The organism is Rhodococcus sp. X156 (genome assembly GCF_004006015.1).
Taxonomy (GTDB): Bacteria; Actinomycetota; Actinomycetes; order Mycobacteriales; family Mycobacteriaceae; genus X156.
The window spans coordinates 2686517-2711540 of sequence record NZ_CP034766.1 but is presented as its reverse complement, the minus strand read 5'-3'; the positions used below and the strand labels follow the sequence as shown (position 1 = coordinate 2711540).

Genomic DNA, 25024 nt, shown 5'->3' with positions numbered 1-25024 from the left:
AGAGAACACGCGTGAGCGGGTTTTCTTGGTCGCGAAGTCATCACGGTGCTCACATCAGCTCCTTCGGGGGTGTTGGTGGCACAGGTACGTGGTGGTTGTCGTGTGTTGTTTGAGAACTGCACAGTGGACGCGAGCATCTTTGTGGCCAAGTTTTTAAGGGCGCACGGTGGATGCCTTGGCACCAGGAGCCGATGAAGGACGTAGGAGGCTGCGATAAGCCTCGGGGAGCTGTCAACCGAGCTGTGATCCGAGGATTTCCGAATGGGGAAACCCGGCCCCAGTGATGTGGGGTCACCCACGCCTGAATATATAGGGCGTGTGGAGGGAACGTGGGGAAGTGAAACATCTCAGTACCCACAGGAAGAGAAAACAACAGTGATTCCGTGAGTAGTGGCGAGCGAAAGCGGATGAGGCCAAACCATGGGTGTGTGATAGCTGACAGGCGTTGCACTTGTGGGGTTGTGGGGTTTGTCTTGTCGACACTGTCATGTTGGCGGGGAGTAAGAAAGTGATGTGGTTAGCGGAAGTCGTCTGGAACGGCGCGGCGTAGAGGGTGAGACTCCCGTACGTGAAAACCTGTCACCTCCCTTGATGAATACCCAAGTAGCAGCGAGCCCGTGAAATTCGCTGTGAATCTGTCGGGACCACCCGATAAGCCTGAATACTCCCTGGTGACCGATAGCGGACTAGTACCGTGAGGGAAAGGTGAAAAGTACCCCGGGAGGGGAGTGAAATAGTACCTGAAACCGTGCGCTTACAATCCGTTGGAGCGGGTGAACACTTTGGTGTGTTGCCTGTGACAGCGTGCCTTTTGAAGAATGAGCCTGCGAGTTAGTGGTGTGTGGCGAGGTTAACCCGTCGAGGGGAAGCCGTAGCGAAAGCGAGTCCGAATAGGGCGATACAGTCGCATGCTCTAGACCCGAAGCGGAGTGATCTACCCATGGCCAGGGTGAAGCGACGGTAAGACGTCGTGGAGGCCCGAACCCACTTAGGTTGAAAACTGAGGGGATGAGCTGTGGGTAGGGGTGAAAGGCCAATCAAACTCCGTGATAGCTGGTTCTCCCCGAAATGCATTTAGGTGCAGCGTCGCGTGTTTCTCACCGGAGGTAGAGCTACTGGATGGTCTAGAGGGCCAACAAGCTTATCGAAATCAACCAAACTCCGAATGCCGGTGAGTGAGAGCGCGGCAGTGAGACTGCGGGCGATAAGGTTCGTAGTCGAGAGGGAAACAGCCCAGATCACCGGCTAAGGCCCCTAAGCGTGTGCTAAGTGGGAAAGGATGTGGGATCGCGAAGACAACCAGGAGGTTGGCTTAGAAGCAGCCACCCTTGAAAGAGTGCGTAATAGCTCACTGGTCAAGTGATCCTGCGCCGACAATGTAGCGGGGCTCAAGCACACCGCCGAAGCCGTGGCATTCGCACAATAGATTCACTTCACCTCATGGGGTGTTGTGCAGTCGTGTGGATGGGTAGGGGAGCGTCGTGTGGCCAGGGAAGCTCCGGAGTGATCCAGGGGTGGAGGCCACACGAGTGAGAATGCAGGCATGAGTAGCGAAAGGGGAGTGAGAAACTCCCCCGCCGAATGACCAAGGGTTCCTGGGGCAGGTTAATCCGCCCAGGGTGAGTCGGGACCTAAGGCGAGGCCGACAGGCGTAGTCGATGGACAACGGGTTGATATTCCCGTACCCGTGTGAGCGCGCCCATGGTGAATCCAGTGATGCTAACCGCCCGAAGCGGTCTTTAGCGCTCCCTTAGGGGGGTTGCGGGGATCGTGGAGCGCGGGACCCGATCTGGTAGTAGCCAAGCGATGGGGTGACGCAGGAAGGTAGCCGCGCCAGTGAGTGGTAGTACTGGTGTAAGAGTGTAGGGAGTGTCCTAGGTAAATCCGGGGCACACACATCCTGAGACTTGATGCATAGCCGATTGAGGTGAATGTGGTGATCCTATGCTGCCGAGAAAAGCCTCTAGCGAGCTCTCACACGGCCCGTACCCCAAACCGACACAGGTGGTCAGGTAGAGAATACTAAGGCGATCGAGATAACTATGGTTAAGGAACTCGGCAAAATGCCCCCGTAACTTCGGGAGAAGGGGGGCCATGACACGTGAACACTTTCTCGGTGGGAGCGTGGTGTGGCCGCAGAGACCAGTGGGAAGCGACTGTTTACTAAAAACACAGGTCCGTGCGAAGTCGTAAGACGATGTATACGGACTGACGCCTGCCCGGTGCTGGAAGGTTAAGAGGACCGGTCAACCACTTCGGTGGTGAAGCTGAGAATTTAAGCCCCAGTAAACGGCGGTGGTAACTATAACCATCCTAAGGTAGCGAAATTCCTTGTCGGGTAAGTTCCGACCTGCACGAATGGCGTAACGACTTCCCAGCTGTCTCAACCATAGACTCGGCGAAATTGCACTACGAGTAAAGATGCTCGTTACGCGCGGCAGGACGGAAAGACCCCGGGACCTTCACTACAGCTTGGTATTGGTGTTCGGTTCGGTTTGTGTAGGATAGGTGGGAGACTGTGAAGCGGCCACGCCAGTGGTTGTGGAGTCATCGTTGAAATACCACTCTGATCGAATTGGATGTCTAACCTCGGTCCGTGATCCGGATCAGGGACAGTGCCTGGTGGGTAGTTTAACTGGGGCGGTTGCCTCCCAAAATGTAACGGAGGCGCCCAAAGGTTCCCTCAGCCTGGTTGGCAATCAGGTGTTGAGTGCAAGTGCACAAGGGAGCTTGACTGTGAGACTGACAGGTCGAGCAGGGACGAAAGTCGGGACTAGTGATCCGGCACCGGCAAGTGGAAGCGGTGTCGCTCAACGGATAAAAGGTACCCCGGGGATAACAGGCTGATCTTCCCCAAGAGTCCATATCGACGGGATGGTTTGGCACCTCGATGTCGGCTCGTCGCATCCTGGGGCTGGAGTAGGTCCCAAGGGTTGGGCTGTTCGCCCATTAAAGCGGCACGCGAGCTGGGTTTAGAACGTCGTGAGACAGTTCGGTCCCTATCCGCCGCGCGCGCAGGAAACTTGAGGAAAGCTGTCCCTAGTACGAGAGGACCGGGACGGACGAACCTCTGGTGTGCCAGTTGTCCCGCCAGGGGCACGGCTGGTTAGCTACGTTCGGAAGGGATAACCGCTGAAAGCATCTAAGCGGGAAGCTCGTTCCAAGATGAGGTTTCCCACCCCCTTGAGGGGGTAAGGCCCCCAGCAGACCACTGGGTTGATAGGCCAGAACTGGAAGCACCGCAAGGTGTGCAGGTGACTGGTACTAATAGGCCGAGGACTTACCACAAAAATGCTACGCGTCCACTGTGCGGTATCTGAGACAACACACCACCCAACCCCAACTTGGCGGGGTTGGTCGAGGTGGCTGTTTCACAGAGTTACGGCGGTCATAGCGGAGGGGAAACGCCCGGTCCCATCCCGAACCCGGAAGCTAAGCCCTCCAGCGCCGATGGTACTGCACCCGACAGGGTGTGGGAGAGTAGGACGCCGCCGAACATCATTTGCACCACCACGAAAGGGGACCCCATAACCGGGGTCCCCTTTCGTGCGTTCACGACCCTCATCTGCACAGCGCATGTTTCACAGTCAGGAAGGAATCCCTCGTGGGAAACACGCCCGACAGCTCGGGACGCCGCTCGTTCGACGGCCCGCGGGGAGGTCGTGACCGGTCCACGTCCGGCCGGCCCACCGGTTCAGGCGGCGCCCGCCACGACCGGGGCGCCCGTCCACGCCCGGGATCGGGCTCCGACGAGCGCCGCACCCCCCGTCCCCCCGAGCCTCCGCTGCCCGAGGACGTCGACGTGAAGCTGCTCGACCCCGACGTGCGCCGCGACCTGCTCAGCCTGGACAAGTCCAACGCGGAAAAGGTCGCCATGCACCTGGTGATGGCAGGCACGCTCGTGGACGAGGATCCCGAGCGAGCCCTGCTGCACGCCCGTGCCGCGCGCGGCCGGGCCGGCCGCGTGGCCGTGGTGCGGGAGGCCGCCGGCATCGCCGCGTACCACGCGGGGGAGTGGGCCGAGGCGATCGCCGAGCTGCGCGCTGCCCGACGCATGGCTGGCGGTCCCGGCCTGGTTGCCGTCCTCGCCGACTGCGAGCGTGCCCTGGGGCGGCCCGAGCGTGCACTGGAGCTGGCCCGCTCCGACGAGGCCCGTCAGCTGACTGGGGAGGCCGCCGAGGAGCTGCGCATCGTGGCCGCCGGTGCCCGTCGTGACCTGGGTCAGCTCGACGCCGCGGTGGTGATGCTGCAGACCCCGGAGCTTGATCCCACCCGCACGGGTTCGGCAGCAGCGCGGTTGTTCTACGCCTACGCCGACGCGTTGCTGGCTGCCGGTCGCACCGACGACGCCATCCGCTGGTTCATGCAGGCGGCCACCGCGGACGAGGACGGCGAGACCGATGCCGAGGACCGCGCTGCTGCGCTGGGCGCGGGCGGCGAGGGCGCCGGATCCGGCGAGAAGATCGGGGACCTGGAGGGGGACGAGGACCAGTGAGCACCCTGCGGTCGGGTTTCGACGCCCTGCTGGTCGACCTGGACGGCACGGTCTACGCCGGTCCCACCGCCATTCCCGGCGCGGTGGACGCGCTGAGCAAGAGCGAGCAGCGAGTCCTCTACGTCACCAACAACGCCAGCCGGGCCCCGGGCGACGTGGCTGAGCACCTGCGCGAGCTGGGCCTGCCCGCCGAGGACGCCGACGTGGTGACCAGCGCGCAGGCCTCGGCCGGTCTGCTCGCCGAGCAGCTGCCCGCCGGTGCCGCCGTGCTGGTGGTGGGCACCGAGGCACTGGCCGCGGAGATCCGCGAGCGGGGGTTGGTACCCGTGCGCGAGCTGGCCGCCGGCCCCGCAGCCGTGGTGCAAGGGCACTCCCCGGAGACCGCCTGGCCGATCCTGGCCGAGGCGGCGCTGGCCATCCGGGGCGGCGCGGTGTGGGTGGCTGCCAACCTCGACCCCACGCTGCCCTCCGACCGCGGCCTGCTGCCCGGCAACGGCTCGATGGTCGCGGTGCTGCGCTCGGCCACCGACACCGAGCCCCAGGTGGCGGGCAAGCCTGCCCCGCCGATCATGCGCGACGCGGTGGCACGTGCCCGTGCCCAGCACCCCCTGGTGATCGGCGACCGGCTGGACACCGACATCGCCGGCGGGCGCGCCGCCGAGCTGCCCACCCTGCTGGTGATGACCGGGGTGAGCACCGCGCTGGACGTGCTGCGCGCCGACGCCACGGAACGCCCGGACTACCTCGCCGGTGACCTGTCCGCGCTGGACCGTCCGGCCACCGACGCGGCCGTCGGCCCGGTCGACGGCTGGGCTGCCCGCCTCGAGGGCGACTCCCTCGTCGTGGCCTGCGACGACCCCGATGCTGACCCCTGGGACGGGCTCCGCGCGGCGTGCCCGGTGGCCTGGCAGGGTGGCGCGGTCGTCACCGTCACTGCCGAGGGAGCCGGCGCCGAGGCAGCGCTGCGAGCGTGGGGCGTCACCACCGCCTAGCCCGTCGGCGGTCAGAGCCATCCGATAGCGTGGACGCGGTGAACAGCACGGCTCCACGCCCCGGTCCGAGCCGGGTAGACCCCGCAGCCATCACGGCGGACGTGGATGCGGTGCTCGCCTCCCAGCCTCGCCCGGACGGGCCGCACGCACCCGAGGATTCCTCGCCCGCGGCGGCGCAGCTGCACGAGCTGGAGGCTTTGCACCAGCGCCTCGCCGCCGCCCTCGCCACGATCGACAAGGCCTGACGTGGCCCGGCGCGCCCGAGTGGACGCCGAACTGGTACGGCGCGGTCTGGCCCGCTCCCGCGAGCACGCGGTGGAGCTGATCAACGCCGGCCGGGTCCGCATCTCCGGCACCGTGGCCACCAAGCCCGCCACCGCCGTGGAGGCGGGCACCCCGCTGCTGGTCACCGAGGTGGCCGACGAGCAGCAGTGGGCCTCCCGTGGTGCGCACAAGCTGCTCGGTGCGCTGGAGGCGTTCACCCCCGCCGGCTTGACCATCGAGGGTCGCCGCTGCCTGGACGCCGGGGCCTCCACCGGGGGGTTCACCGACGTGCTGCTGCAGCGCGGCGCCCGCGAGGTGGTCGCCGTCGACGTCGGTTACGGCCAGCTGGTGTGGCGGCTGCAGAGCGACGACCGCGTGCACGTGCACGACCGGACCAACGTCCGCAGCCTCACCCCCGACCAGATCGGCGGCGGCGTGGACCTGGTGGTGGCTGACCTGTCCTTCATCTCGCTCAAGCTGGTGCTGCCCGCGCTGGTCGCCTGCGTGCACCCCGGCGCTGACCTGCTGCCCATGGTCAAGCCCCAGTTCGAGGTGGGCAAGGACCGGGTGGGTGCCGGTGGGGTGGTGCGCGACCCTGAGCTGCGCACCGAGGCGGTGCTGGACGTGGCGCGCACGGCCGCCGGCCTCGGGCTGCAGACCAAGGGAGTGGTGGCCAGCCCCCTGCCCGGGCCGTCGGGAAACGTGGAGTTCTTCCTGTGGTTGCATGCCGCTTGCACCGATGCTGCCACCACCGTCGATACTGACGCGGTGGAAACCATGGTGCGACAGGCTGTAGCGGCAGGCCCCCAGTGAGCACCTCCCCAGCGAGCACCTCGGCGGTGCGGACGGTGGAGGGTGCCGCGCAGCTGCGGCCGGAGCCGGCCGCGGAGCGCGAGGTGCTGCTGGTGGTGCACACCGGCCGCGCCGAGACCACCGGCCCCGCCGAACGGGTGGCAGCCCGGCTGACCGAGGCCGGCATCCACATCCGCGTGCTGGTGGAGGAGACCGAGGACCTGGCGCTGCCCAGCGTGCTCGGCGCCCACGCCGTCGCCGCGGGGGAGACCGCCGCCGCCGGGGTGGAGCTGGTGCTGGTGCTCGGCGGTGACGGCACCATCCTGCGCGCCGCGGAGCTGGCCCGGTCGGTGGGCGTGCCCGTGCTGGGCATCAACCTCGGCCGCGTCGGCTTCCTCGCCGAGGCCGACCCCGACGACCTGGAGACCGCGCTGGACGCGGTGGTCTCCCGCAGCTACCGCGTGGAGGAGCGGATGACCCTCGACGCCGCCGTCATCGTGGAGGGCGTCGTGGTCAGCCGCAGCTGGGCGCTGAACGAGGCCAGCGTGGAGAAGACCACCCGCGGCGGCATCCTGGACGTGGTCCTGGAGGTGGACGACCGTCCGGTGTCCGGCTTCGGCTGCGACGGCGTGCTCTTCTCCACCCCCACCGGCTCCACCGCCTACGCCTTCTCCGCCGGCGGCCCGGTGATGTGGCCGGACGTGGAGGCGCTGCTGGTGGTGCCCAGCAACGCCCACGCCCTGTTCGCCCGGCCGCTGGTGGTCAGCCCCACCTCGGTGGTGGCCCTGGAGGTGGACGCCGGCGGTCCGCCCGCGGTGCTGTGCTTCGACAGCCGCCGCATCCTGCCGCTGCCCGCCGGTGCGCGGGTGGAGGTGGTGCGCGGCGAGCGCCCGCTGCGGCTGGTCCGCTTCGACGACGCCTCGTTCACCGACCGCCTGGTGCACAAGTTCAGCCTGCCGGTGCAGAGCTGGCGCGGACGTCACCAGGGCTGAGCTGTCGGTGCCGCGGGCTAGGGTGGGCGCGTGCTGGCGGAGATGCGTATCCAGGGCCTTGGCGTCATCGCCGAGGCCAGCGTGGAGCTGCACCCGGGGTTGACGGTGCTCACCGGTGAGACCGGGGCCGGCAAGACGATGGTGGTCACCGGGTTGCACCTGCTCAGCGGTGCCCGCGCCGATCCCTCCCGGGTGCGCACCGACACGCCCAAGGCGGTGGTGGAGGGCCGCTTCCTGCTCACCGAGGCCGCCGGAGCCGCTGCCGCCGAGGTCGCCGAGGGCGCCGGGGCCGACTCCGACGACGACGGCAGCGTGATCGCGGTGCGCACGGTCAGTGCCGACGGCCGCTCCCGCGCCCACCTCGGCGGGCGCAGCGTGCCCGCCGGGGTGCTCAGCTCCTTCACCGAGCCGCTGCTGGCGGTGCACGGGCAGAACGACCAGCTGCGGCTGCAGCGCAGCGACCAGCAGCGCGCCGCCCTGGACCGATCGGCGGAGAGCACGGTGGCACCGCTGCTCAAGACCTACCGGGCGCTGCGCACCGAGTGGCTGCAGGTGAGCAGCGAGCTGGCCGAGCGCACCAGCCGCTCCCGCGAGCTCGCCCGCGAGGCCGACCAGCTGCGGATGGGCCTGGCCGAGATCGCCGACGTCGCGCCCAGCCCCGGCGAGGACGTCGAGCTCAGCCGCGCGGTGCGCCGCCTGGGCGACCTGGACGTGCTCCGGGAGGGCTCGGCCGACGCGCAGGCGGCACTGATGGGCAGCGACGACGGCGAGTCCGGCGGTGCCCTGGGGCTGATCGGGCAGGCCCGCGCCCGGATGGCCGCGTGCGAGGACGAGGTGCTGCAGGCCCAGGCGCAGCGGCTGGACGCGGTGCAGGCCGTGCTCACCGACATCGGCGGCGAGCTCAGCGCCTACCTGGCCGAGCTGCCCGCCGACCCCGGCGAGCTGGACACGGTGCTCACCCGCCAGGCCCAGCTCAAGGCGCTCACCCGCAAGTACGCCGCCGACGTGGACGGGGTGCTGGAGTGGGCCGAGCAGGCCACCCGGCGGCTGTCGGAGGTGGACGTCTCCGAGGACACCCTCACCGAGCTGGCGCGGCGCCGCGACGAGCTGGCCGCGGAGGTGACCGCTGCGGCGGCCAAGCTCAGCGCCGCCCGCCGCAAGGCCGCCACCAAGCTGGCCAAGGCGGTCTCCACCGAGCTCACCGGGCTGGCCATGGGTCAGGCCGAGCTGCACGTGCACGTCGGGGTGCGCCCCGCCGCCGACAACGACCCGGCCGCGCTGGTGGTGGACGGGGCCCGGGTGCACGCCGGGGACTCGGGCGTGGACGAGGTGGAGCTGCGGCTGGCCGCCCACCAGGGCGCCCCCGCGCTGCCCATCGGGCGCAGCGCCTCCGGCGGCGAGCTCTCCCGGGTGATGCTGGCCCTGGAGGTGGTGCTGGCCAAGGCCGACACCACCGCCACCCTGGTCTTCGACGAGGTGGACGCCGGCGTCGGTGGCCGCGCCGCGGTGGAGGTGGGCAAGCGGCTGGCCCGCCTGGCCCGCACCCACCAGGTGATCGTGGTGACCCACCTGCCGCAGGTGGCCGCCTTCGCCGACCGGCACCTGGTGGTGGACAAGCTGACCAGGGGCGGCACCGTCACCGTCAGCGGAGTGCGCACCCTCGACCAGCCGGAGCGGGTGGCCGAGCTGGCGAGAATGCTTGCCGGGCTTGAGGACACCGAGACCGGCAAGGCACACGCGGAGGAGCTGCTGGCCACCGCGGCCGCGGCCCGCGACGCCTGAGAACCGCCGGTCGGGCGGGGCCTGCCGCTGCGGCGCGCCTCCACCGGCAGGCCATAGTGGCCAGTCATCATCAAGGTCATGAAGATCACCGGCCTGCTCAGTCGCTCCCAGGAGGTCCTACCGGGCGTCGAAGGAGTGGCCAGGATCGACCGAAACACCCCGCGGCTGCTGCGTCGGATCGGACCGGGTGACATCGCCGTCCTCGACGAGATGGACCTGGACCGGGCCACCGCTGACGCGCTGGTCAACGCCGAGGTCGCCGGGGTGGTCAACGCCGCGCCCTCCATCTCTGGCCGCTACCCCAACCTCGGGCCCGAGGTGCTGGTGGGGGCGGGCATCCCGCTGGTGGACAGCGTGGGCGGCGAGGTGTTCCGGCGGGTCAAGGACGGCGCCAAGCTGCGCCTGAACGAGGGCTCGCTCTACGCCGGCGAGAAGGAGCTGGCGCAGGGCTCCGAGCAGAGCCAGGAGTCGGTGGCCGACCTGATGGTCGAGGCCAAGACCGGCCTGGTCGACCAGCTGGAGGCGTTCTCCGGCAACACCATCGAGTTCATCCGCCGGGAGAGCTCGCTGCTGCTGGACGGCGTCGGTGTGCCCGAGATCCAGGTGGAGATGCGTGACCGGCACGTGGTGGTGGTCAGCAACGGCTACGACCACGCCGAGGACCTCAAGCGGCTCAAGCCGTTCATCAAGGAGTACGGCCCCATCCTGGTGGGCGTGGACGGCGGGGCCGACGCGCTGGTGGCCGCCGGCTACACCCCCGACCTCATCGTGGGCGACCCCGACGGCATCGGCACCGAGACCCTCAAGTGCGGCGCCCAGGTGGTGCTGCCCGCGCACTCCGACGGCCACGCCCCCGGCCTGGAGCGCATCCAGGACCTGGGCATCGGCGCCATGACCTTCCCGGCCTCGGGCTCCAGCGAGGACCTCGCGCTGCTGCTGGCCGAGCACAACAACGCCTCGCTGATCGTCAGCGTCGGCTCGCCGGCCACCCTGCACGAGTTCCTGGACAGCGGCCGCCGCGACTCCAACCCCTCCACCTTCCTCACCCGCCTGAAGGTCGGCTCCAAGCTGGTCGACGGCAAGGCGGTGGCCACGCTGTACCGCAGCCGGGTCTCGGCCGGCACGGTGCTGCTGCTGGTGCTCGCCGCGCTCGCCGCCATCGTGGTGGCGCTGCTGGTGTCCGACGCCGGCCAGGTGTACCTCGACAACGCGGTGGACCTCTGGGACCGCTTCTACGACTGGGTCAAGGGGCTGCGCGAATGATCACCCTGCGTCACCACATCATCTCGATCGCCGCCGTGTTCCTGGCCCTGGCGCTGGGCCTGGTGCTGGGCTCCACCTCGGTGTCCAACGGGCTGCTCTCCGGGCTGCGCGACGACAAGAGCGGGCTGCAGCAGAACGTCCGGGCCCTGGAGACCGAGCGCAACGCCCTGCGCGAGCAGCTCAACGCCGCCAACGGCTTCGACACCGCGGTGGCGCCGCTGGCGCTGCGCTCGGTGCTCACCCAGCGCAGCGTGGTCATCTTCACCGCGCCCGACGCCAGCTCCGCCGACCGGGACGCGCTGGTGCGCCTCATCGCCGACGCCGGCGGCTCGGTGGCCGGCCAGGTGGCCCTCACCCCGGCGTTCGTGAACCCGGCCAACGCCGACCAGGTGCGCTCCACCATCACCAACGTCATCCCGGCCGGGGTGCAGCTGCCCACCGGCTCGGTGGACTCCGGCAGCCTGGCCGGCTCGCTGCTGGGCTCGGTGCTGCTGCTGGACGCCACCACCGCCAAGCCGCGCACCACCCCCGCCGAGCTGGCCGTGGCCGTGCAGGCCCTGCAGGCCGCCGGGTTCGTCGGCAACGGCGGACCCACCCCCACCGCCGGACAGCTCGGCCTGGTGCTCACCGGGGGAGCGATCACCGGCGACGGCGCCGGGGACCGCGCCTCCACCATCGCCCGCTTCGCCGCCGCGCTGGACCGCAGCAGCGCCGGCGTGGTGCTGGCCGGGCGCACCGGCTCGGCCGAGGGCAACGGCCCCCTGGGGGTGGCCCGCGCCGACGTCGACGTGACCGCCGCGCTCACCACCGTGGACAACGTGGACACCGCCGCCGGACAGATCACCGCCGTGCTGGGGCTGCAGGAGCAGCTGGACGGCCGCGCGGGCCGCTACGGCACCGCGGGCAACGCCCAGGGCATGACGGTGCCCACCCAGGGCTGAGCCGCCCCGCCCAGAACCACCGCCGCCGCCCCCTCGAGTGATCATCTCGAGGGGGCGGCGGCGGCACGTGGGGGCCCGCGCGTGTTAGCGTGGGGTTCCGTGAGTCACGGCCGTTTCTTGCCGGCACCGAGTGACACCGCACCTCATCTCACGGGAGCCTCTTTGCCTCAGTCACGTCAGAACGCCCATCACGCAAAGCACATCTTCGTCACCGGCGGTGTTGCTTCCTCACTGGGCAAGGGTCTGACCGCCTCCAGCCTGGGGCAGCTCCTCACGTCGCGCGGCCTGCGCGTGACGATGCAGAAGCTGGACCCCTACCTGAACGTCGACCCCGGCACCATGAACCCGTTCCAGCACGGTGAGGTCTTCGTCACCGAGGACGGCGCCGAGACCGACCTCGACGTCGGCCACTACGAGCGCTTCCTGGACCGGGACCTGCCCAGCTGGGCCAACGTCACCACCGGCCAGGTGTACTCCAGCGTCATCGCCAAGGAGCGTCGCGGGGAGTACCTGGGCGACACCGTCCAGGTCATCCCGCACATCACCGACGAGATCAAGTCCCGGATCACGGCGATGAGCGGCCCGGACCTGCAGGGTCACACCCCGGACGTGGTGATCACCGAGATCGGCGGCACCGTCGGCGACATCGAGTCGCTGCCCTTCCTGGAGGCCGCCCGCCAGGTCCGCCACGAGGTGGGCCGGGACAACGTGTTCTTCCTGCACGTGTCGCTGATCCCGTACCTGGCGCCCTCTGGCGAGCTCAAGACCAAGCCCACCCAGCACTCGGTGGCGTCGCTGCGCAACATCGGCATCCAGCCCGACGCCCTGGTGCTGCGCGCCGATCGGGAGATCCCGGACGGCCTCAAGCGCAAGATCTCGCTGATGTGCGACGTGGACCAGGACGGCGTGGTCTCCTGCCCCGACGCGCCCTCCATCTACGACATCCCCAAGGTGCTGCACACCGAGGGCCTGGACGCCTACGTGGTGCGCCGGCTGGGCCTGCCCTTCCGCGACGTGGACTGGACGGTGTGGTCGGACCTGCTCAAGCGGGTGCACGAGCCCGAGGAGCACGTCCGCATCGCGGTGGTGGGCAAGTACATCGACCTGCCCGACGCCTACCTGTCGGTCACCGAGGCGCTGCGCGCCGGCGGCTTCGCCCACCGCGCGAAGGTGAAGATCGTCTGGGTGCCCTCCGACGACTGCCAGACCGAGGCCGGTGCCTCCGCCGCGCTGTCACAGGTAGACGGGGTGCTGGTGCCCGGCGGCTTCGGAGTGCGGGGCATCGAGGGCAAGCTCGGCGCCATCCGCTACGCCCGCACCCGGGGCATCCCGCTGCTGGGGCTGTGCCTGGGCCTGCAGTGCGTGGTGATCGAGGCTGCGCGCAACCTGGCCGGCCTGGACGACGCCAACTCCAGCGAGTTCGACCCGGACACCACGCACCCGGTGATCTCCACCATGGCCGACCAGACCGAGATCGTGGCCGGCGAGGCGGACATGGGCGGCAGCATGCGCCTGGGCGCCTACCCGGCCAAGCTGGACAAGGGCTCGGTGGTGGCCGCGGCGTACGGCAGCACCGAGGTCTCCGAGCGGCACCGCCACCGCTACGAGGTGAACAACGCCTACCGCAAGCAGCTGGCCAAGGCCGGGCTGCGCTTCAGCGGCACCTCGCCGGAGGGCACCCTGGTGGAGTTCGTCGAGCTGCCCGCCGAGGTGCACCCGTTCTTCGTGGCCACCCAGGCGCACCCGGAGCTGAAGAGCCGGCCCACCCGGCCGCACCCGCTGTTCGCGGCGTTCATCCGCGCGGCCATCGACTACGAGGCGGCCGAGCGGCTGCCGGTCGAGCTGACGCACCGCGAGTCGGCCACCTCGGCGTCCTGAGGTGAGCGAGCCGGGAGCCCACGACTTCAGCGTGGCCGACAGCCAGGTGGTGTACCGCGGCGCCATCCTGGCGCTGCGTGCCGACCAGGTGCGCATGCCGGGCGGGGACACCTCCACCCGCGAGGTGGTGGAGCACCACGCCAGCGTGGCCGTGGTGGCGCTCGACGAGGCCGACCAGGTGGTGCTCATCCATCAGTACCGGCACCCGCTGGGCCGGCGGCTGTGGGAGCTGCCCGCCGGCCTGCTCGACGTGGCCGACGAGGAGCCGCTGCCCGCGGCCCAGCGCGAGCTGGCCGAGGAGGTGGGCCTGGCCGCGCAGCGCTGGTCGGTGCTGGTGGACATCGACCCGTCGCCGGGCTTCTGCGACGAGTCCATGCGGGTGTACCTGGCCGAGGGGCTCAGCGAGGTGGACCGCCCGGACCCGGAGCACGAGGAGGCCGACCTGGTGGTGCAGCGGGTGCCGCTGGTCGATGCCGTGCGCCGGGTGCTCTCCGGCGACATCGTGAACTGCGCAGCGGTCAGCGGGTTGCTGGCGCTGTCGGCGGCCCGGGCCACCGGCACGCCGCTGCGCACGCCGGACGCGGAGTGGACCGACCAGTCGTTCGCGCTGCTCCGCCGGGGCGAGGCCGCGCACAGCTAGTCCCTGGGTGCACAGCTGGTCCCTGGGTGCTGCCCGCCCGTCAGCGACGACCCCGCTGGCGGGCGTGCAGGGCCCGGACCTGCTCGGCGAGCGAGGCGACCGGGCCCGCCACCGGCAGCCCCGGAACCACCGTGGTGATCGGCAGCGGGGCGACCGGGGCGGCCGGCTCCGCCCACTCGGTGAGCCAGTCCGACAGCTGGGCGGAGCTGGCGGCGAAGACGATTCGGCCCAGCCCCACCCACCCGTGCGCGGCCGCACACATCGGGCAGTGCTCGCCGGACGTGTAGACGGTGCAGCCGGCGCGCTCCTGCGGGCTCAGGTGCGCGGCTGCCCACCGCGCGATCTCGATCTCCGGGTGCCGGGTGGCGTCGCCGCCGCCCACCCGGTTGCGCTCCTCGAAGCGCACGCGGCCCGCGCCGTCGACGAGCACCGACCCGAACGGCTCGTCGCCGTCGGCGAGCGCCTCGGTGGCCAGCTCGACGCAGCGCTGCAGGTGCACGAGCTCGACCGGGGACGGGTCGTAGAGCTGGGTCATGTGGCTGACCCTAGCGATGGCACCTGCGGGCGCTGGCCCACGGCGCGGGCGACCACCGGGACGACGGTCAGCAGCGGGATGAGCAGCACCGCTGCGCTCAGCGCGCCGTAGGTGGCCAGGTCCACCGGCGGCACCGCCGGGCCCAGCAGTCCGACGCTGACACCCAGGACCGCGGGGAGCACGGTTGCCGTGCCGATCAGCCACGCCACCACCCCGGTGACCAGCGCCTCCACCCCGGCCATCGCGACCAGCTGTCGGCGGGTGGCGCCGGTGCGCCACAGCAGCACCAGCTCGGCCCGCCGCCCAGCGGTGGTGAGCACCAGGGCGTTGGCGGCGGCCACGCCCACGAAGGCCAGCAGCAGGAGCAGCAGCATCGTGGACAGCTCTCGCTGGCCGCCACCGGCGGCCACCACGGCGTCCACGTGCTCCTGCTCGCCCTGCACGGTCAGCCCGAGGCCGGCGACGGCGGGCCCGACGCCGGCGTCGCTGGTGCGCAGCAGCACCGTGTCCGGCCGGACGTCCACGCCGTGCGAGGCGGGGGTGCCCTGGCCGGTGAGGTAGTCGCCGAAGCCCAGGCCACGGTCGTACACCGCGACCACGGTGGCCACCGTGAGCTCACCACCGGCCCACCGGATGGCGATGGTGTCGCCGAGGCCCTTGCCGGTGTCCATGCGGGCGTCGCGGCTGATGGCGACGGTGTCGGTGCGGTCCAGGCCGGCCAGGTCGCCGTCCACCACCCCGGGGTCGAGCGTCGCCGCGACGCCGCCGGCAGGCAGGGCCCGCACCGGCACGGGCTCCCAGCCCAGGGCGCCGAGCCACCCGCTCTCGTCGTCGGTGCGCACCTGGGCGGGCACGGAGGCCAGCGGGGTGGCCACGTCCACGCCCGGCACGGCGGTGAGCTGGTGTCGCTCCAGGTCCGTGCCGGTGACCACCAGGTCCGCGTGCAGCCCGTCGGCGAGCTGCTGGGCGCCCGCGACCACCATGGTGTCGTCGATGGTGGCCTGCACGGTGCCGACCCCCAGGGCCAGCGCCAGCGGCACCACCACCGTGGTCAGCCGCCGGGAGAAGCCGCGGGTGTTGGCCAGCGCCAGCTGCGTGGCCGGTCCGCCGCGGCGACCGATGCGGTGCAGCACCCAGGCCACCAGCGCCGGGCCCGCCAGCGCCGCTGCGCCGATGAGCAGGAACGCCGAGACCGCGGCCGTGGCGCTGCCCAGGGCTCCGGGCACGGCCACCGGGCTCAGCGCTGCGGCCAGGCCCACCGCCGCCACGACGATCGCGCTGGTCCGACGGACGCGGCCGATGCCGACCGGCTCGACGACGCTGTCGCCGATGGCCGCCGTGGGTGCGGCACGCAGGGTGCCGCGGGTGGCCAGCCGCGCGGCGAGCCAGGCCACCGGCAGCAGGAACACGAGGGCCCCGAGCACCGGCAGGGGGGAGAGCGCCAGCTGGAAGTCCGGGGTGACCATCTGGGACGAGGCCAGCAGCGGGGTCAGCGAACGCACCGCGACCAGGCCGACCAGCGCGCCCACCGGTGCTGCCACCAGCGTGACCAGACCGGTCTCCCGGCTGACCAGGCTGCGGATCTGCCCCCGCGTCGCCCCCACCGCGCGCAGCAGCGCGAAGTCCCGCTGGCGCTGGCGCAGGGCGAGGGAGACGGTGGCGGCGACCACGAAGACCACCAGCATGGTCGCGGTCCCGGTGAACGAGCTGGCCAGGGCGATGAGGAAGCCGGCGTCGCCGCCGGAGCGGAGACCGGACTCGATCAGCACGCCGGTTCCTGACAGCAGGACCCCGGCCAGGGCCAGCACCACGAACGGTCCGACCAGGCTCGGCAGGTGCGCGGCGGCACCGGAGCGGGCGAGGCGCCACATCGCGCTCACCGCTCCAGCCCGAGCATGCGCTCGGCGACCGTCTTGGCCGTCGGGTTCGACAGCTGGTCGACCAGGCGCCCGTCGGAGAGGAACAGCACCTGCTCGGCGGTGGCGGCCACTGCGGCGTCGTGGGTCACCACCACCACGGTCTGCCCGAGCTGGCGGGCGGTGTCGCGGAGCAGCGTGAGCACCGCGGTACCGGTGCGGGCGTCCAGCGCGCCGGTGGGCTCGTCGGCGAAGACGACCGTCGGCCGGGAGAACAGAGCCCGGGCGATGGCGACCCGTTGGGCCTGTCCGCCGGAGAGCTCACCCGGGCGGCGGTCGGCCATCCCGGCCAGGCCGACGGCGTCCAGCAGCTCCGCCTGCCAGCCGCGGTCTGGCTCGCGCCCGGCCAGCATCACCGGCAGCTGGATGTTGTCGGCCACGCTGAGGTGCGGCACGAGGTTGTAGGCCTGGAAGACGAAGCCGACGTGGTCGCGGCGGAACCGGGTGAGCGCATCGGGTGCCAGCGTGCTGATGTCGCGCTCACCGACGGTGACCCGGCCGCTGGTCGGGACGTCGAGCCCGGCGGCGCAGTGAAGCAGGGTGGACTTGCCCGACCCCGAGGGGCCCATCACGGCGGTGAAGGAGCCAGCGTCCAGGGTGAGCGAGACACCGCGCAGGGCGTGCACCGCCCCCGAGGCACCGGTGTACTGCTTGTGGACGTCGACGAGCCGCAGCGCGGCGGCGGTGGTGCGGTCCGGCAGTGGTTGCCGGGCGGTGGTGGAGGCGGTCATCGCAGGTCTCCTCGGTCGCAGGATGGGCACCTGTCGAACCTAGGAATTCCTGCGCGGCGCCTCGAGCGCCGTGGGAGGGAGATCGCGACGTTGCATCCTTCGATGCAAGCGCTCACTCGGGGACGGCCACGACCTTGTTCTGGTAGGCCCACACCGCGGCCTGCAGGCGGGAGCGGACGCCGAGCTTGGGCATCATCCGGGCCAGGTGGGACTTCACCGTGGAGGTCTCCAGCACCAGGGTGGCGGCGATCTCGTCGTTGGACAACCCCTGGGCGAGCAGCAACAGGATGTCCAGCTCGCGGGCGGTGAGCAGCTCCGAGGCACGTCCGGCGGTGACGGGGACGATCTCGCGGCGGGTGACCACCTCGCGCAGCACCCGCTTGGTGAGGCTGTCGTCGAGGGTGCCGTTGCCGCGCGCGACCGACCGCACCGCGGCGACGAGCACCTCCGGCTCGGCGTCCTTGAGCAGAAAGCCCGATGCCCCGGCCTCCAGCGCCCCGAAGAGGTACTCGTCCACGTCGAAGGTGGTGAGCACCAGCACCGGCACCGGGTGGGCCACCCCGGGCCCGCACAGCTCTCGGGTGGCGCTGATGCCGTCCTGGCCGGGCATCCGGATGTCCATGCAGACCACGTCCGGGCGCAGCGCGCGGGCGGCGTCCACCGCCTCGTGGCCGTCCGCGGCGACGGCGACGACCTCGAGGTCGGCCTCGGCGTCCAGCAAGGTCCGCAACCCGGCGCGCACCAGCGCCTGGTCGTCGGCGATCACCACCCGGATCATGCGTCCTCCGCGGCGAGCGCATCCGCCCGGTGCGGCTCCCGGGGCATCCGGAGGCTCACCCGCCACCCGCCGTCGGCGGTGGCGCCGACGTCGAGGCTCGCCCCGGTGAGCTCGGCGCGCTCCCGCATCCCGACGATGCCGAACCCGGCACGCCGCCCGTCGGCCGGGGCCGGGGCCGGGCCTGCCGGGCCGTTGTGCGCCGTCACCAGCACGGAGTCGGGGTCGCGGTTGTCGATGGTGACCTCGGTGCGTGCACCGGGGGCGTGCCGCGCGGCGTTGGCGAGGGCCTCCTGCGCCATCCGGTAGGCCCCCAGCTGGGCGAGCGGGCCGACGCCCTCACCCAGCGGCCGCGTCCCGGCCAGCACCGTCAGTCCCACGTCCCGGCCCGCGGTGGTGACGTCGTCGACGAGCGCGGCGATGCCCGCCAGCGACTCGGGCCGCACTCGGCCGGGGTCGGCTGCGGGGGCGTCGTCCTCGCGGAGCAGGCCGACCAGGCTGCGCAGGTCCCGCAGCACGGCGGTGCTCTGCGCCCGCACCTGCGCCACCGCGGCCTTGGCGCCAGCGGGGTCGGAGTCGATCTGGGTGCCGATCGCCGCGGTCATGACGGCGATGCCGGAGAGGTGGTGGGCGGCGATGTCGTGCAGCTCGCGGGCCATCGCCGTGCGCTCGCGGGCGACAGCGGCCTGCACCAGCGCGCCGTGCTCCCGCTCGAGGGCGGCCGCCCGGCTCTCCCGGGCCAGGCGAGCCTCGCGGCGCGCCGCCACCACCACCGCGACCCCCAGGGGGAGGGCCACGGTGCTGAGGCCCTGCAGCAGCCCCAGGCCCACCGACGGCGCCACCGGCTCGCCGCTGCCCAGGCTGCTGGCCAGCGTGCCGGCACCGGCGAGCAGCGCCGCCGCGACGAAGGTGGGCCAGGACCGGGACAGCGGCTGGGCGAGCCCGAGGGTGTAGGCCGCGACCAGGGTGGCCAGCTGGGCCAGCCCGACCGCGTCACCGAGGCCGCAGAGCCCGCACAGCAACATCCCGAGGGCGACGACGAGCAGGACGGCTCGCGGTGCCACCTGACGCCACAGCAGTGCGGTGGCCTGCAGCGCCAGCGTGACCGCACCCAGCAACCACACGGTCGTCGACGGAACGGGCAGCACCACGCCGGCCTCGGGGGCGACGGTGGTGGCGACGGCAGCAGCGACCAGCGCGGTGAGCGCGAGCGCCCCGGTGCCCAGCGCGACCCGCCGGTCGAGGGTGGCACTGCCTCGGCGACTCACGAGCGGCACGCTACCGCGAGGACCAGCCGACCTGGCCCTGCCTAGCGCAGCGGACGGCCGCGGCGGTCGGAGACGAACCCGGTGAGCATGAGGATGCCGTCGATGACGCCCCACAAGATGACCAGCGGCGCCAGGGTGCCCTGCGACAGCACCGTGATGAGCAGCTGGGCCGTGCCCACGCCGTAGTGGCCGGTGTAGAAGCGGCCGATGCCCAGGCAGCCCAGCACGATCTGCAGCGTTCCCGCCGTCACCCGCACCTTGTCGGAGCGGGGGCGGCCGGTGCGCGGGTCCACGCCGTAGGGGGCGCTGGGCTGCCCGCCGTGGCCCGGCACGGGGTACCCGTAGGCGCCGCTTCCCGCCGGGGGCGCCGCGAAGCCGGGGAAGCGCGGTGGCGCGGGGGGTGCCGGCGCGGCGGCAGGGGCGCCCCAGTAGGGCGGCGCGAGCTCGCCGTGGCCCAGGTGGTCCGGCCCGCCGAGCGCACCGAGCACCCGCGGGTGTGGCTCGGGCAGGTCGGAGAACAGCTCCCACAGGTCCTTGCGGGTGCGCGCCGCGGTGGCGGCGTTGAGCCGGTCCTGGTACTCCGCGTAGTCCAGCCGGCCGGCGACGAAGTGCTGGCCGAGCACCTGCTGGGCGTCGTGGCGCTCGGCGTCGTCCGTGCGCATGAGCCCGGGGTCCGGCGAAGCACTCATGCCTGCACTCTAGGCGCGCCGACAAGCCCAGGCCGGTCAAACGGCTCAGCCGCGCAGCGGGCGTCCCTGCGGGTCGGTGACCTTGCCGGTGAGCATCAGGATGCCGTCGACCAGGCTCCAGACGCCGCAGCCGCCGCAGGTGAGCAGCTGGGCCACCGCGATGCCGGTGTGGCCGGTGTAGAAGCGGCCCACGCCGAAGCCGCCCAGGAACAGCTGGAGCAGGCCGGCGGTGAGCTTCTCCTTGTCGGAGAACGGGACTCCGCTGAGCGGATCGACGCCGTAGGGGGCGCCCGCCGCGGGTCGCGGGTAGCCGGCCGGTGCCGGCTGGCCGTAGGGACCGGGCTGGCCGTAGGGACCGGGCTGACCGTAGGGACCCGGCTGGGCCGGACCGGGCTGGCCGTAAGGGCCCGGCTGGGCCGGACCGGGCTGGCCGTAAGGACCCGGTTGCGCCGGCCCGGGCTTGTTGTAGGGGCCGGGCTGTGCAGGCCCCGGCTGACCAGGTCCCGGCTGGCCGGGGGAGTGCTGGCCGCCCAGGGAGATCGGGTAGGGGTGCGGCAGGTCGTTGAACAGCTCCCGCAGCTCGTCCACCGTGGCCGCGGTGGCGGCGGTGCCCATCCGGTCGGAGTACTGGTCGGCGGTCATCCGCCCCTGGGCGTAGTGCTGGCCCAGCAGGGCGCGCGTCTCGTCTCGCTGGTTGTTGGTGACTGGGGACGAACCGTCGTTGCCTGGCTGGGTCATGTGCGCACAATATCGTGGTCAAAGCCACTGAGGGGGTTGCAGTTCCGACGCGCGCAGGGTGGGTCGCCCCAGGTGAGCCAGGTGGAGAGGATGCTGAGCGCCGTGCCCGAACCGTCCGCTCCCCTCACCGTCCAGGTGCAGACCTACCTGGACCACCTGGCGGTGGAGCGCGGCAGCGCCCGCAACACCTTGGAGTCCTACCGCCGCGACCTGCGCCGGTACTGCCAGCACCTGGCCAACCGCGACGTCACCGACCTCGCCGCGGTGCAGGAGCAGGACGTCACCGCCTTCGTCCGCGCGCTGCGCACCGGCGACGCCGAGCACGGGGTGCCGCCGCTGGCCGCCTCCTCCGCCGCCCGGGCGCTGGTGGCCGCCCGGGGGCTGCACCGCTTCGCCGCCAGCGAGGGCATCACCACCGTGGACGTGGCCCGGGAGGTGCGCCCGCCCAGCGGGCCCAAGCGGCTGCCCAAGGCGCTGGCGGTGGACCAGGTGCTGGCCCTGCTGGACGCCGCGAGTGGCTCGGGGGAGGCGGCCGGACCCCGCCAGCTGCGCGACCGGGCGCTGCTGGAGCTGCTGTACTCCACCGGCGCCCGCATCTCCGAGGCGGTGGGCCTGGACGTGGACGACGTGGACACCGAGTCGCGCACCGTGGTGCTGGCGGGCAAGGGCGGCAAGCAGCGGCTGGTGCCGGTGGGCCGCCCTGCCCTGGACGCGCTGCAGTCCTACCTGGTGCGGGGGCGCCCGGCGCTGATCTCCCGGGCCGGGCCCGCGCTGTTCCTCAACGCCCGCGGCGGCCGGCTGTCCCGGCAGAGCGCGTGGCAGGTGCTGCAGACCGCCGCCGAGCGCGCCGGCATCACCACCGACGTCTCCCCGCACACCCTGCGGCACTCCTTCGCCACCCACCTGCTCGACGGCGGCGCCGACGTCCGGGTGGTGCAGGAGCTGCTGGGTCACGCCTCGGTGACCACCACGCAGGTCTACACGATGGTGACGGTGGACGGGCTGCGCGAGGTGTGGGCCGGCGCGCACCCCCGCGCCCGCTAGGCCCGGCAGGGCAGCCCGCAACCTCCGCCAGGGCTCCAGAGCGCGGTGTACCGGCACGAATGCGGCGTCCCGTGGGCGGGGCGCGTTGCTTGCGCACACCATCGACTCCTAGGCTCGTGCCGGCAACAACGCCGCACTGCAACAGCGAAGGGCAGGCACCCCACCGTGTCGACACCGCAGGCCAACCCCCCGGGGGCAGCTCCTCAGGCGTCCGACGCGACGGGCGCCGACGTCCCGCTCGGTCCCACCGGCCGCCCGCGCCGCGAGATCCCCGAGCCGCCGCCGCTGAGCAGCCACGGCCCGGCCACCGTGCTGGCCATGTGCAACCAGAAGGGTGGCGTCGGCAAGACCACGTCCACCATCAACCTGGGTGCTGCGCTGGCGGAGTGTGGCCGCAAGGTGCTGCTGGTGGACCTCGATCCGCAGGGCGCGCTGTCGGCGGGCCTCGGCCTGGCCCACCACGACCTCGACCTCACCGTGCACAACCTGCTGGTGGAGCCGCGCGCCGCCGTGGACGACGTGCTGGTGCAGACCAAGATCGAGGGCGTCGACCTGCTGCCCAGCAACATCGACCTCTCCGCCGCGGAGATCCAGCTGGTCAACGAGGTGGGCCGCGAGCAGACCCTGGGCCGCGTGATGCGCCAGGTGGTCGACCGCTACGACTACATCCTCATCGACTGCCAGCCCTCGCTGGGCCTGCTCACCGTGAACGCGCTGGCCTGCGCCGACGGCGTGGTCATCCCGATGGAGTGCGCGTACTTCAGCCTGCGCGGGCTGGCGCTGCTCAACGACACCATGGAGAAGGTCCGCGACCGGCTCAACCCGCGGCTGGTGCTGTCCGGGATCTTGGTGACCATGTTCGACGCCCGCACCCTGCACGCCCGGGAGATCATGTCCCGCGTGGTGGAGGTGTTCGGTGACACCGTCTACGACACGGTGATCAACCGGACGGTCAAGTTCCCGGAGACCTCGGTGGCGGGGGAGTCCATCCTCACCTGGGCCTCCAGCTCGCCCGGCGCGGCGGCCTACCGCCAGCTGGCCCGCGAGGTCATCGCTCGGTGAGACCGTGAGCACCGACCTCGGGCAGCTGCGGGACGTGGCGCCCGAGCCCGGCGTCGGTGCTCGGCCCGGCTCCACCGCCCCGTTCACGGTGCGGCTGACCAACTTCGAGGGCCCGTTCGACCTGCTGCTGCAGCTGATCACGCAGCGGCGGATGGACGTCACCGAGGTGGCGCTGCACCAGGTGACCGACGACTTCATCGCCCACACCCGGCTGCTCGGCGAGCGGGCCGGGCTGGAGGAGACCACCGAGTTCCTGGTGGTGGCCGCCACGCTGCTGGACCTCAAGACCGCCCGGCTGCTGCCCGCCGGTGACGTGGAGAACGCTGAGGACCTGGCCCTGCTGGAGGCCCGCGACCTGATCTTCGCCCGGCTGCTGCAGTACCGCGCCTACAAGCAGGTCGCCGCGATGTTCGCCGAGCTGGAGCGGGCCGCGCTGCGCCGCTACCCCCGCTCGGTGGCGCTGGAGGACCGCTTCTCGGCGCTGCTGCCGGAGGTGCTGCTGGGCGTGGACCCGCAGCGCTTCGCCGAGGTGGCCGCCGCGGTGTTCCGCCCCGCACCACCGCCGCCGGAGGTCAGCCTGGCGCACCTGCACACCCCGCAGGTGTCGGTGCCCGAGCAGGCGGCGCTGCTGCTGGAGCGCCTGCGCGCGGCGGGCGGGCAGCGGTGGACGGCGTTCGGGGAGCTGGTGGCCGACTGCGAGTCCACGGTGCAGGTGGTGGCCCGGTTCCTGGCGCTGCTGGAGCTGTACCGGGAGGCGGCGGTGATCTTCGACCAGGACGAGGCGCTGGGCCCGCTGCTGGTGCAGTGGTCGGGGCAGGCCGTGGTGACCGTGGACGAGCTGGGAGAGGACTACGGGTGAGCACCCCCGAGCACGACGATCTGTCCGAGGACCAGGGCCTGGACGAGCAGGGCCTGGACGAGCAGGAGCTGGAGTCGGCGCTGGAGGCGCTGCTGCTGGTGGTGGACGCCCCGGCGTCGGAGCAGGTGCTGGCCTCGGCGGTGCAGGAGCCGGCCGAGCGGGTGCGCGCGAGCCTGGAGCGGATGGCGGCGGCGCTCACCGCCCGGGGCAGCGGGATGGACCTCCGTAGAATCGGAGATGGATGGCGACTGTTCACCCGCGACGTGCACGCCCCCTACGTGGAGCGGCTGCTGCTCGACGGTGCCCGCAGCCGCCTGACTCGAGCGGCTTTGGAGACCTTGGCAGTGGTGGCATACCGTCAACCCCTGACCCGTGCCCGCATCGCTGCGGTGCGGGGGGTGAACGTGGACGGTGTGGTACGTACCTTGCTGGCGCGCGGTCTGCTGACCGAGGCCGGCATCGACGCGGACACCCACGCGACCCTGTACTCGACGACCGAGCTGTTCCTGGAGCGACTCGGGCTGTCGTCGCTGGCGGAGCTGCCTCCGCTGGCGCCATTGCTTCCCGAAGTGGACCTGATCGACATGGATGAGAATGCCTGAGCACGAGAACGACCAGATCGACCCCCGCGGCATCCGGCTGCAGAAGGTGCTGGCCCAGGCCGGTATTGCCTCCCGACGCGCGGCCGAGGAGATGATCGCCGAGGGGCGCGTCGAGGTCGACGGCAAGACCGTGACCACGCAGGGCCGCCGCATCGATCCCCGCAACGCCATCGTGAAGGTGGACGGCGAGCGGGTGATGGTCACCGAGGACCTGGTGCACCTGGCGCTGAACAAGCCCAAGGGCATGCAGTCGACCATGAGCGACGACCTGGGCCGCCCCTGCGTGGGCGACCTGGTGGCCGAGCGGGTGGCCGCCGGGCAGCGGCTGTTCCACGTCGGGCGCCTGGACGCCGACACCGAGGGCCTGCTGCTGCTCACCAACGACGGTGACCTTGCGCACAGGCTGATGCACCCGTCCTACGAGGTGCCCAAGACCTACCTGGCCGACATCGACGCCCCCATCGCCAAGGACGTGGGCAAGCGCCTGCGCGAGGGCGTGGAGCTGGAGGACGGTCCGGCCAAGGTCGACTACTTCGGCGTGGTGGACGTGTGGGAGGGCAAGGCGCTGGTGAAGGTGGTCCTGCACGAGGGCCGCAAGCACATCGTCCGCAACATGCTGGAGGCCGTGGGCCACCCGGTGCGCCGCCTGGTGCGCACCGACATCGGCCCGCTCAAGCTGGGTGAGCAGCGCCCCGGCTCGCTGCGCGTGCTCAACCGCGGCGAGGTCGCCGGCCTGTACAAGGTGGTCGGCCTGTGAGCGGTCCCG

Annotated in this window: 21 protein-coding genes, 2 rRNA genes and 1 pseudogene; 17 read left to right on the top strand and 7 right to left on the bottom strand. The window is 71.5% G+C overall.

The annotated features are described in order from the left end of the window. Positions 1 to 143: 143 nt before the first annotated feature. The 12 genes from ELX43_RS12820 (at position 144) to ELX43_RS12765 (ending at position 14039) form a co-directional block, all read left to right on the top strand. Positions 144 to 3287: ribosomal RNA gene (locus ELX43_RS12820) — 23S ribosomal RNA — on the top strand. 93 nt (positions 3288 to 3380) lie between these two features. Then, positions 3381 to 3497, top strand: a 5S ribosomal RNA gene (rrf, locus tag ELX43_RS12815). Positions 3498 to 3604: 107 nt separating this feature from the next. Next, positions 3605 to 4495 carry a tetratricopeptide repeat protein gene (locus ELX43_RS12810; RefSeq protein ID WP_241248944.1) on the top strand — a complete coding sequence of 297 codons (891 nt, stop codon included), beginning with the start codon at positions 3605 to 3607 and terminating at the stop codon, positions 4493 to 4495. Continuing rightward, entirely contained in the window at positions 4492 to 5487 is a 996-nt protein-coding gene (locus ELX43_RS12805) for an HAD-IIA family hydrolase (RefSeq protein WP_127783766.1), read from the top strand. The genes ELX43_RS12810 and ELX43_RS12805 overlap by 4 nt, the downstream gene beginning before the upstream one ends. A 38-nt stretch (positions 5488 to 5525) precedes the next feature. Then, positions 5526 to 5732: a hypothetical protein gene (locus ELX43_RS12800; protein WP_127783765.1), complete on the top strand. Its 207-nt coding sequence runs from the start codon at positions 5526 to 5528 to the stop codon at positions 5730 to 5732. Position 5733: 1 nt separating this feature from the next. Further along, complete coding sequence (locus ELX43_RS12795) at positions 5734 to 6564, top strand: TlyA family RNA methyltransferase (RefSeq protein WP_127783764.1); 831 nt, start codon at positions 5734 to 5736, stop codon at positions 6562 to 6564. 53 nt (positions 6565 to 6617) lie between these two features. Beyond that, positions 6618 to 7535, top strand: coding sequence for an NAD kinase (locus ELX43_RS12790; protein ID WP_127784885.1), 918 nt, complete (start codon positions 6618 to 6620; stop codon positions 7533 to 7535). 30 nt (positions 7536 to 7565) lie between these two features. Next, positions 7566 to 9317, top strand: a complete 1752-nt coding sequence (recN, locus tag ELX43_RS12785; protein WP_127783763.1) for a DNA repair protein RecN — start codon at positions 7566 to 7568, stop codon at positions 9315 to 9317. Positions 9318 to 9395: 78 nt separating this feature from the next. Beyond that, positions 9396 to 10580 (top strand): putative cytokinetic ring protein SteA, encoded by a 1185-nt coding sequence (gene steA / locus ELX43_RS12780; RefSeq protein ID WP_127783762.1) that lies wholly within the window; start codon positions 9396 to 9398, stop codon positions 10578 to 10580. Next, positions 10577 to 11521 carry a copper transporter gene (locus tag ELX43_RS12775; protein WP_164860658.1) on the top strand — a complete coding sequence of 315 codons (945 nt, stop codon included), beginning with the start codon at positions 10577 to 10579 and terminating at the stop codon, positions 11519 to 11521. Before steA ends, ELX43_RS12775 begins: the two co-directional genes overlap by 4 nt. A 162-nt stretch (positions 11522 to 11683) precedes the next feature. Then, positions 11684 to 13399 carry a CTP synthase gene (locus ELX43_RS12770; RefSeq protein ID WP_127783761.1) on the top strand — a complete coding sequence of 572 codons (1716 nt, stop codon included), beginning with the start codon at positions 11684 to 11686 and terminating at the stop codon, positions 13397 to 13399. 1 nt (position 13400) lies between these two features. Next, positions 13401 to 14039, top strand: coding sequence for an NUDIX hydrolase (locus ELX43_RS12765; RefSeq protein ID WP_241248943.1), 639 nt, complete (start codon positions 13401 to 13403; stop codon positions 14037 to 14039). Between the two features lie 40 nt (positions 14040 to 14079). Here the strand turns inward: ELX43_RS12765 and ELX43_RS12760 are convergent, their stop codons facing one another. The 7 genes from ELX43_RS12760 to ELX43_RS12730 form a co-directional block, all read right to left on the bottom strand. Beyond that, on the bottom strand, positions 14080 to 14574 hold the full coding sequence (locus ELX43_RS12760; RefSeq protein ID WP_127783760.1) for a nucleoside deaminase: 495 nt from the start codon (positions 14572 to 14574) through the stop codon (positions 14080 to 14082). Then, entirely contained in the window at positions 14571 to 16445 is a 1875-nt protein-coding gene (locus tag ELX43_RS12755) for an ABC transporter permease (RefSeq protein ID WP_241249918.1), read from the bottom strand. The genes ELX43_RS12760 and ELX43_RS12755 overlap by 4 nt, the downstream gene beginning before the upstream one ends. Before the next feature lie 5 nt (positions 16446 to 16450). Then, on the bottom strand, positions 16451 to 17221 hold the full coding sequence (locus tag ELX43_RS12750; protein ID WP_127783758.1) for an ABC transporter ATP-binding protein: 771 nt from the start codon (positions 17219 to 17221) through the stop codon (positions 16451 to 16453). Between the two features lie 112 nt (positions 17222 to 17333). Continuing rightward, positions 17334 to 17999 carry a response regulator transcription factor gene (locus ELX43_RS12745; RefSeq protein WP_127783757.1) on the bottom strand — a complete coding sequence of 222 codons (666 nt, stop codon included), beginning with the start codon at positions 17997 to 17999 and terminating at the stop codon, positions 17334 to 17336. Then, on the bottom strand, positions 17996 to 19264 hold the full coding sequence (locus ELX43_RS12740; RefSeq protein ID WP_127783756.1) for a histidine kinase: 1269 nt from the start codon (positions 19262 to 19264) through the stop codon (positions 17996 to 17998). Before ELX43_RS12740 ends, ELX43_RS12745 begins: the two co-directional genes overlap by 4 nt. Before the next feature lie 41 nt (positions 19265 to 19305). After that, the gene (locus tag ELX43_RS12735; RefSeq protein WP_206518017.1) at positions 19306 to 19953 is read right to left on the bottom strand and encodes a DUF1707 domain-containing protein; all 648 of its coding nucleotides are present in this window, start codon (positions 19951 to 19953) and stop codon (positions 19306 to 19308) included. A gap of 45 nt (positions 19954 to 19998) precedes the next feature. Further along, positions 19999 to 20691, bottom strand: coding sequence for an NINE protein (locus tag ELX43_RS12730; protein WP_127783755.1), 693 nt, complete (start codon positions 20689 to 20691; stop codon positions 19999 to 20001). Between the two features lie 90 nt (positions 20692 to 20781). Between ELX43_RS12730 and xerD the strand changes: the two genes are divergently transcribed. The 5 genes and pseudogenes from xerD to ELX43_RS12705 form a co-directional block, all read left to right on the top strand. Further along, the gene (xerD, locus tag ELX43_RS12725; RefSeq protein WP_127783754.1) at positions 20782 to 21735 is read left to right on the top strand and encodes a site-specific tyrosine recombinase XerD; all 954 of its coding nucleotides are present in this window, start codon (positions 20782 to 20784) and stop codon (positions 21733 to 21735) included. A gap of 165 nt (positions 21736 to 21900) precedes the next feature. After that, positions 21901 to 22797 carry a ParA family protein gene (locus ELX43_RS12720; protein WP_127783753.1) on the top strand — a complete coding sequence of 299 codons (897 nt, stop codon included), beginning with the start codon at positions 21901 to 21903 and terminating at the stop codon, positions 22795 to 22797. Between the two features lie 25 nt (positions 22798 to 22822). Beyond that, positions 22823 to 23656: a segregation/condensation protein A gene (locus tag ELX43_RS12715; RefSeq protein WP_241249917.1), complete on the top strand. Its 834-nt coding sequence runs from the start codon at positions 22823 to 22825 to the stop codon at positions 23654 to 23656. Next, positions 23653 to 24258: an SMC-Scp complex subunit ScpB gene (gene scpB / locus ELX43_RS12710; RefSeq protein ID WP_127783751.1), complete on the top strand. Its 606-nt coding sequence runs from the start codon at positions 23653 to 23655 to the stop codon at positions 24256 to 24258. Before ELX43_RS12715 ends, scpB begins: the two co-directional genes overlap by 4 nt. Before the next feature lie 28 nt (positions 24259 to 24286). Continuing rightward, positions 24287 to 25015: pseudogene (locus ELX43_RS12705) on the top strand (pseudouridine synthase); the annotation flags it as partial. Positions 25016 to 25024: the final 9 nt, after the last annotated feature.

What these genes read in the sequence shown, in the direction of transcription:
- steA (WP_127783762.1), top strand. Translation starts at nt 9,396, where the DNA reads ATGAAGATCACCGGCCTGCTCAGTCGCTCCCAGGAGGTCCTACCGGGC.
- ELX43_RS12775 (WP_164860658.1), top strand. Translation starts at nt 10,577, where the DNA reads ATGATCACCCTGCGTCACCACATCATCTCGATCGCCGCCGTGTTCCTG.
- ELX43_RS12760 (WP_127783760.1), bottom strand. Translation starts at nt 14,574, where the DNA reads ATGACCCAGCTCTACGACCCGTCCCCGGTCGAGCTCGTGCACCTGCAG.
- ELX43_RS12755 (WP_241249918.1), bottom strand. Translation starts at nt 16,445, where the DNA reads ATGTGGCGCCTCGCCCGCTCCGGTGCCGCCGCGCACCTGCCGAGCCTG.
- ELX43_RS12750 (WP_127783758.1), bottom strand. Translation starts at nt 17,221, where the DNA reads ATGACCGCCTCCACCACCGCCCGGCAACCACTGCCGGACCGCACCACC.
- ELX43_RS12745 (WP_127783757.1), bottom strand. Translation starts at nt 17,999, where the DNA reads ATGATCCGGGTGGTGATCGCCGACGACCAGGCGCTGGTGCGCGCCGGG.
- ELX43_RS12735 (WP_206518017.1), bottom strand. Translation starts at nt 19,953, where the DNA reads ATGAGTGCTTCGCCGGACCCCGGGCTCATGCGCACGGACGACGCCGAG.
- ELX43_RS12730 (WP_127783755.1), bottom strand. Translation starts at nt 20,691, where the DNA reads ATGACCCAGCCAGGCAACGACGGTTCGTCCCCAGTCACCAACAACCAG.
- xerD (WP_127783754.1), top strand. Translation starts at nt 20,782, where the DNA reads ATGCTGAGCGCCGTGCCCGAACCGTCCGCTCCCCTCACCGTCCAGGTG.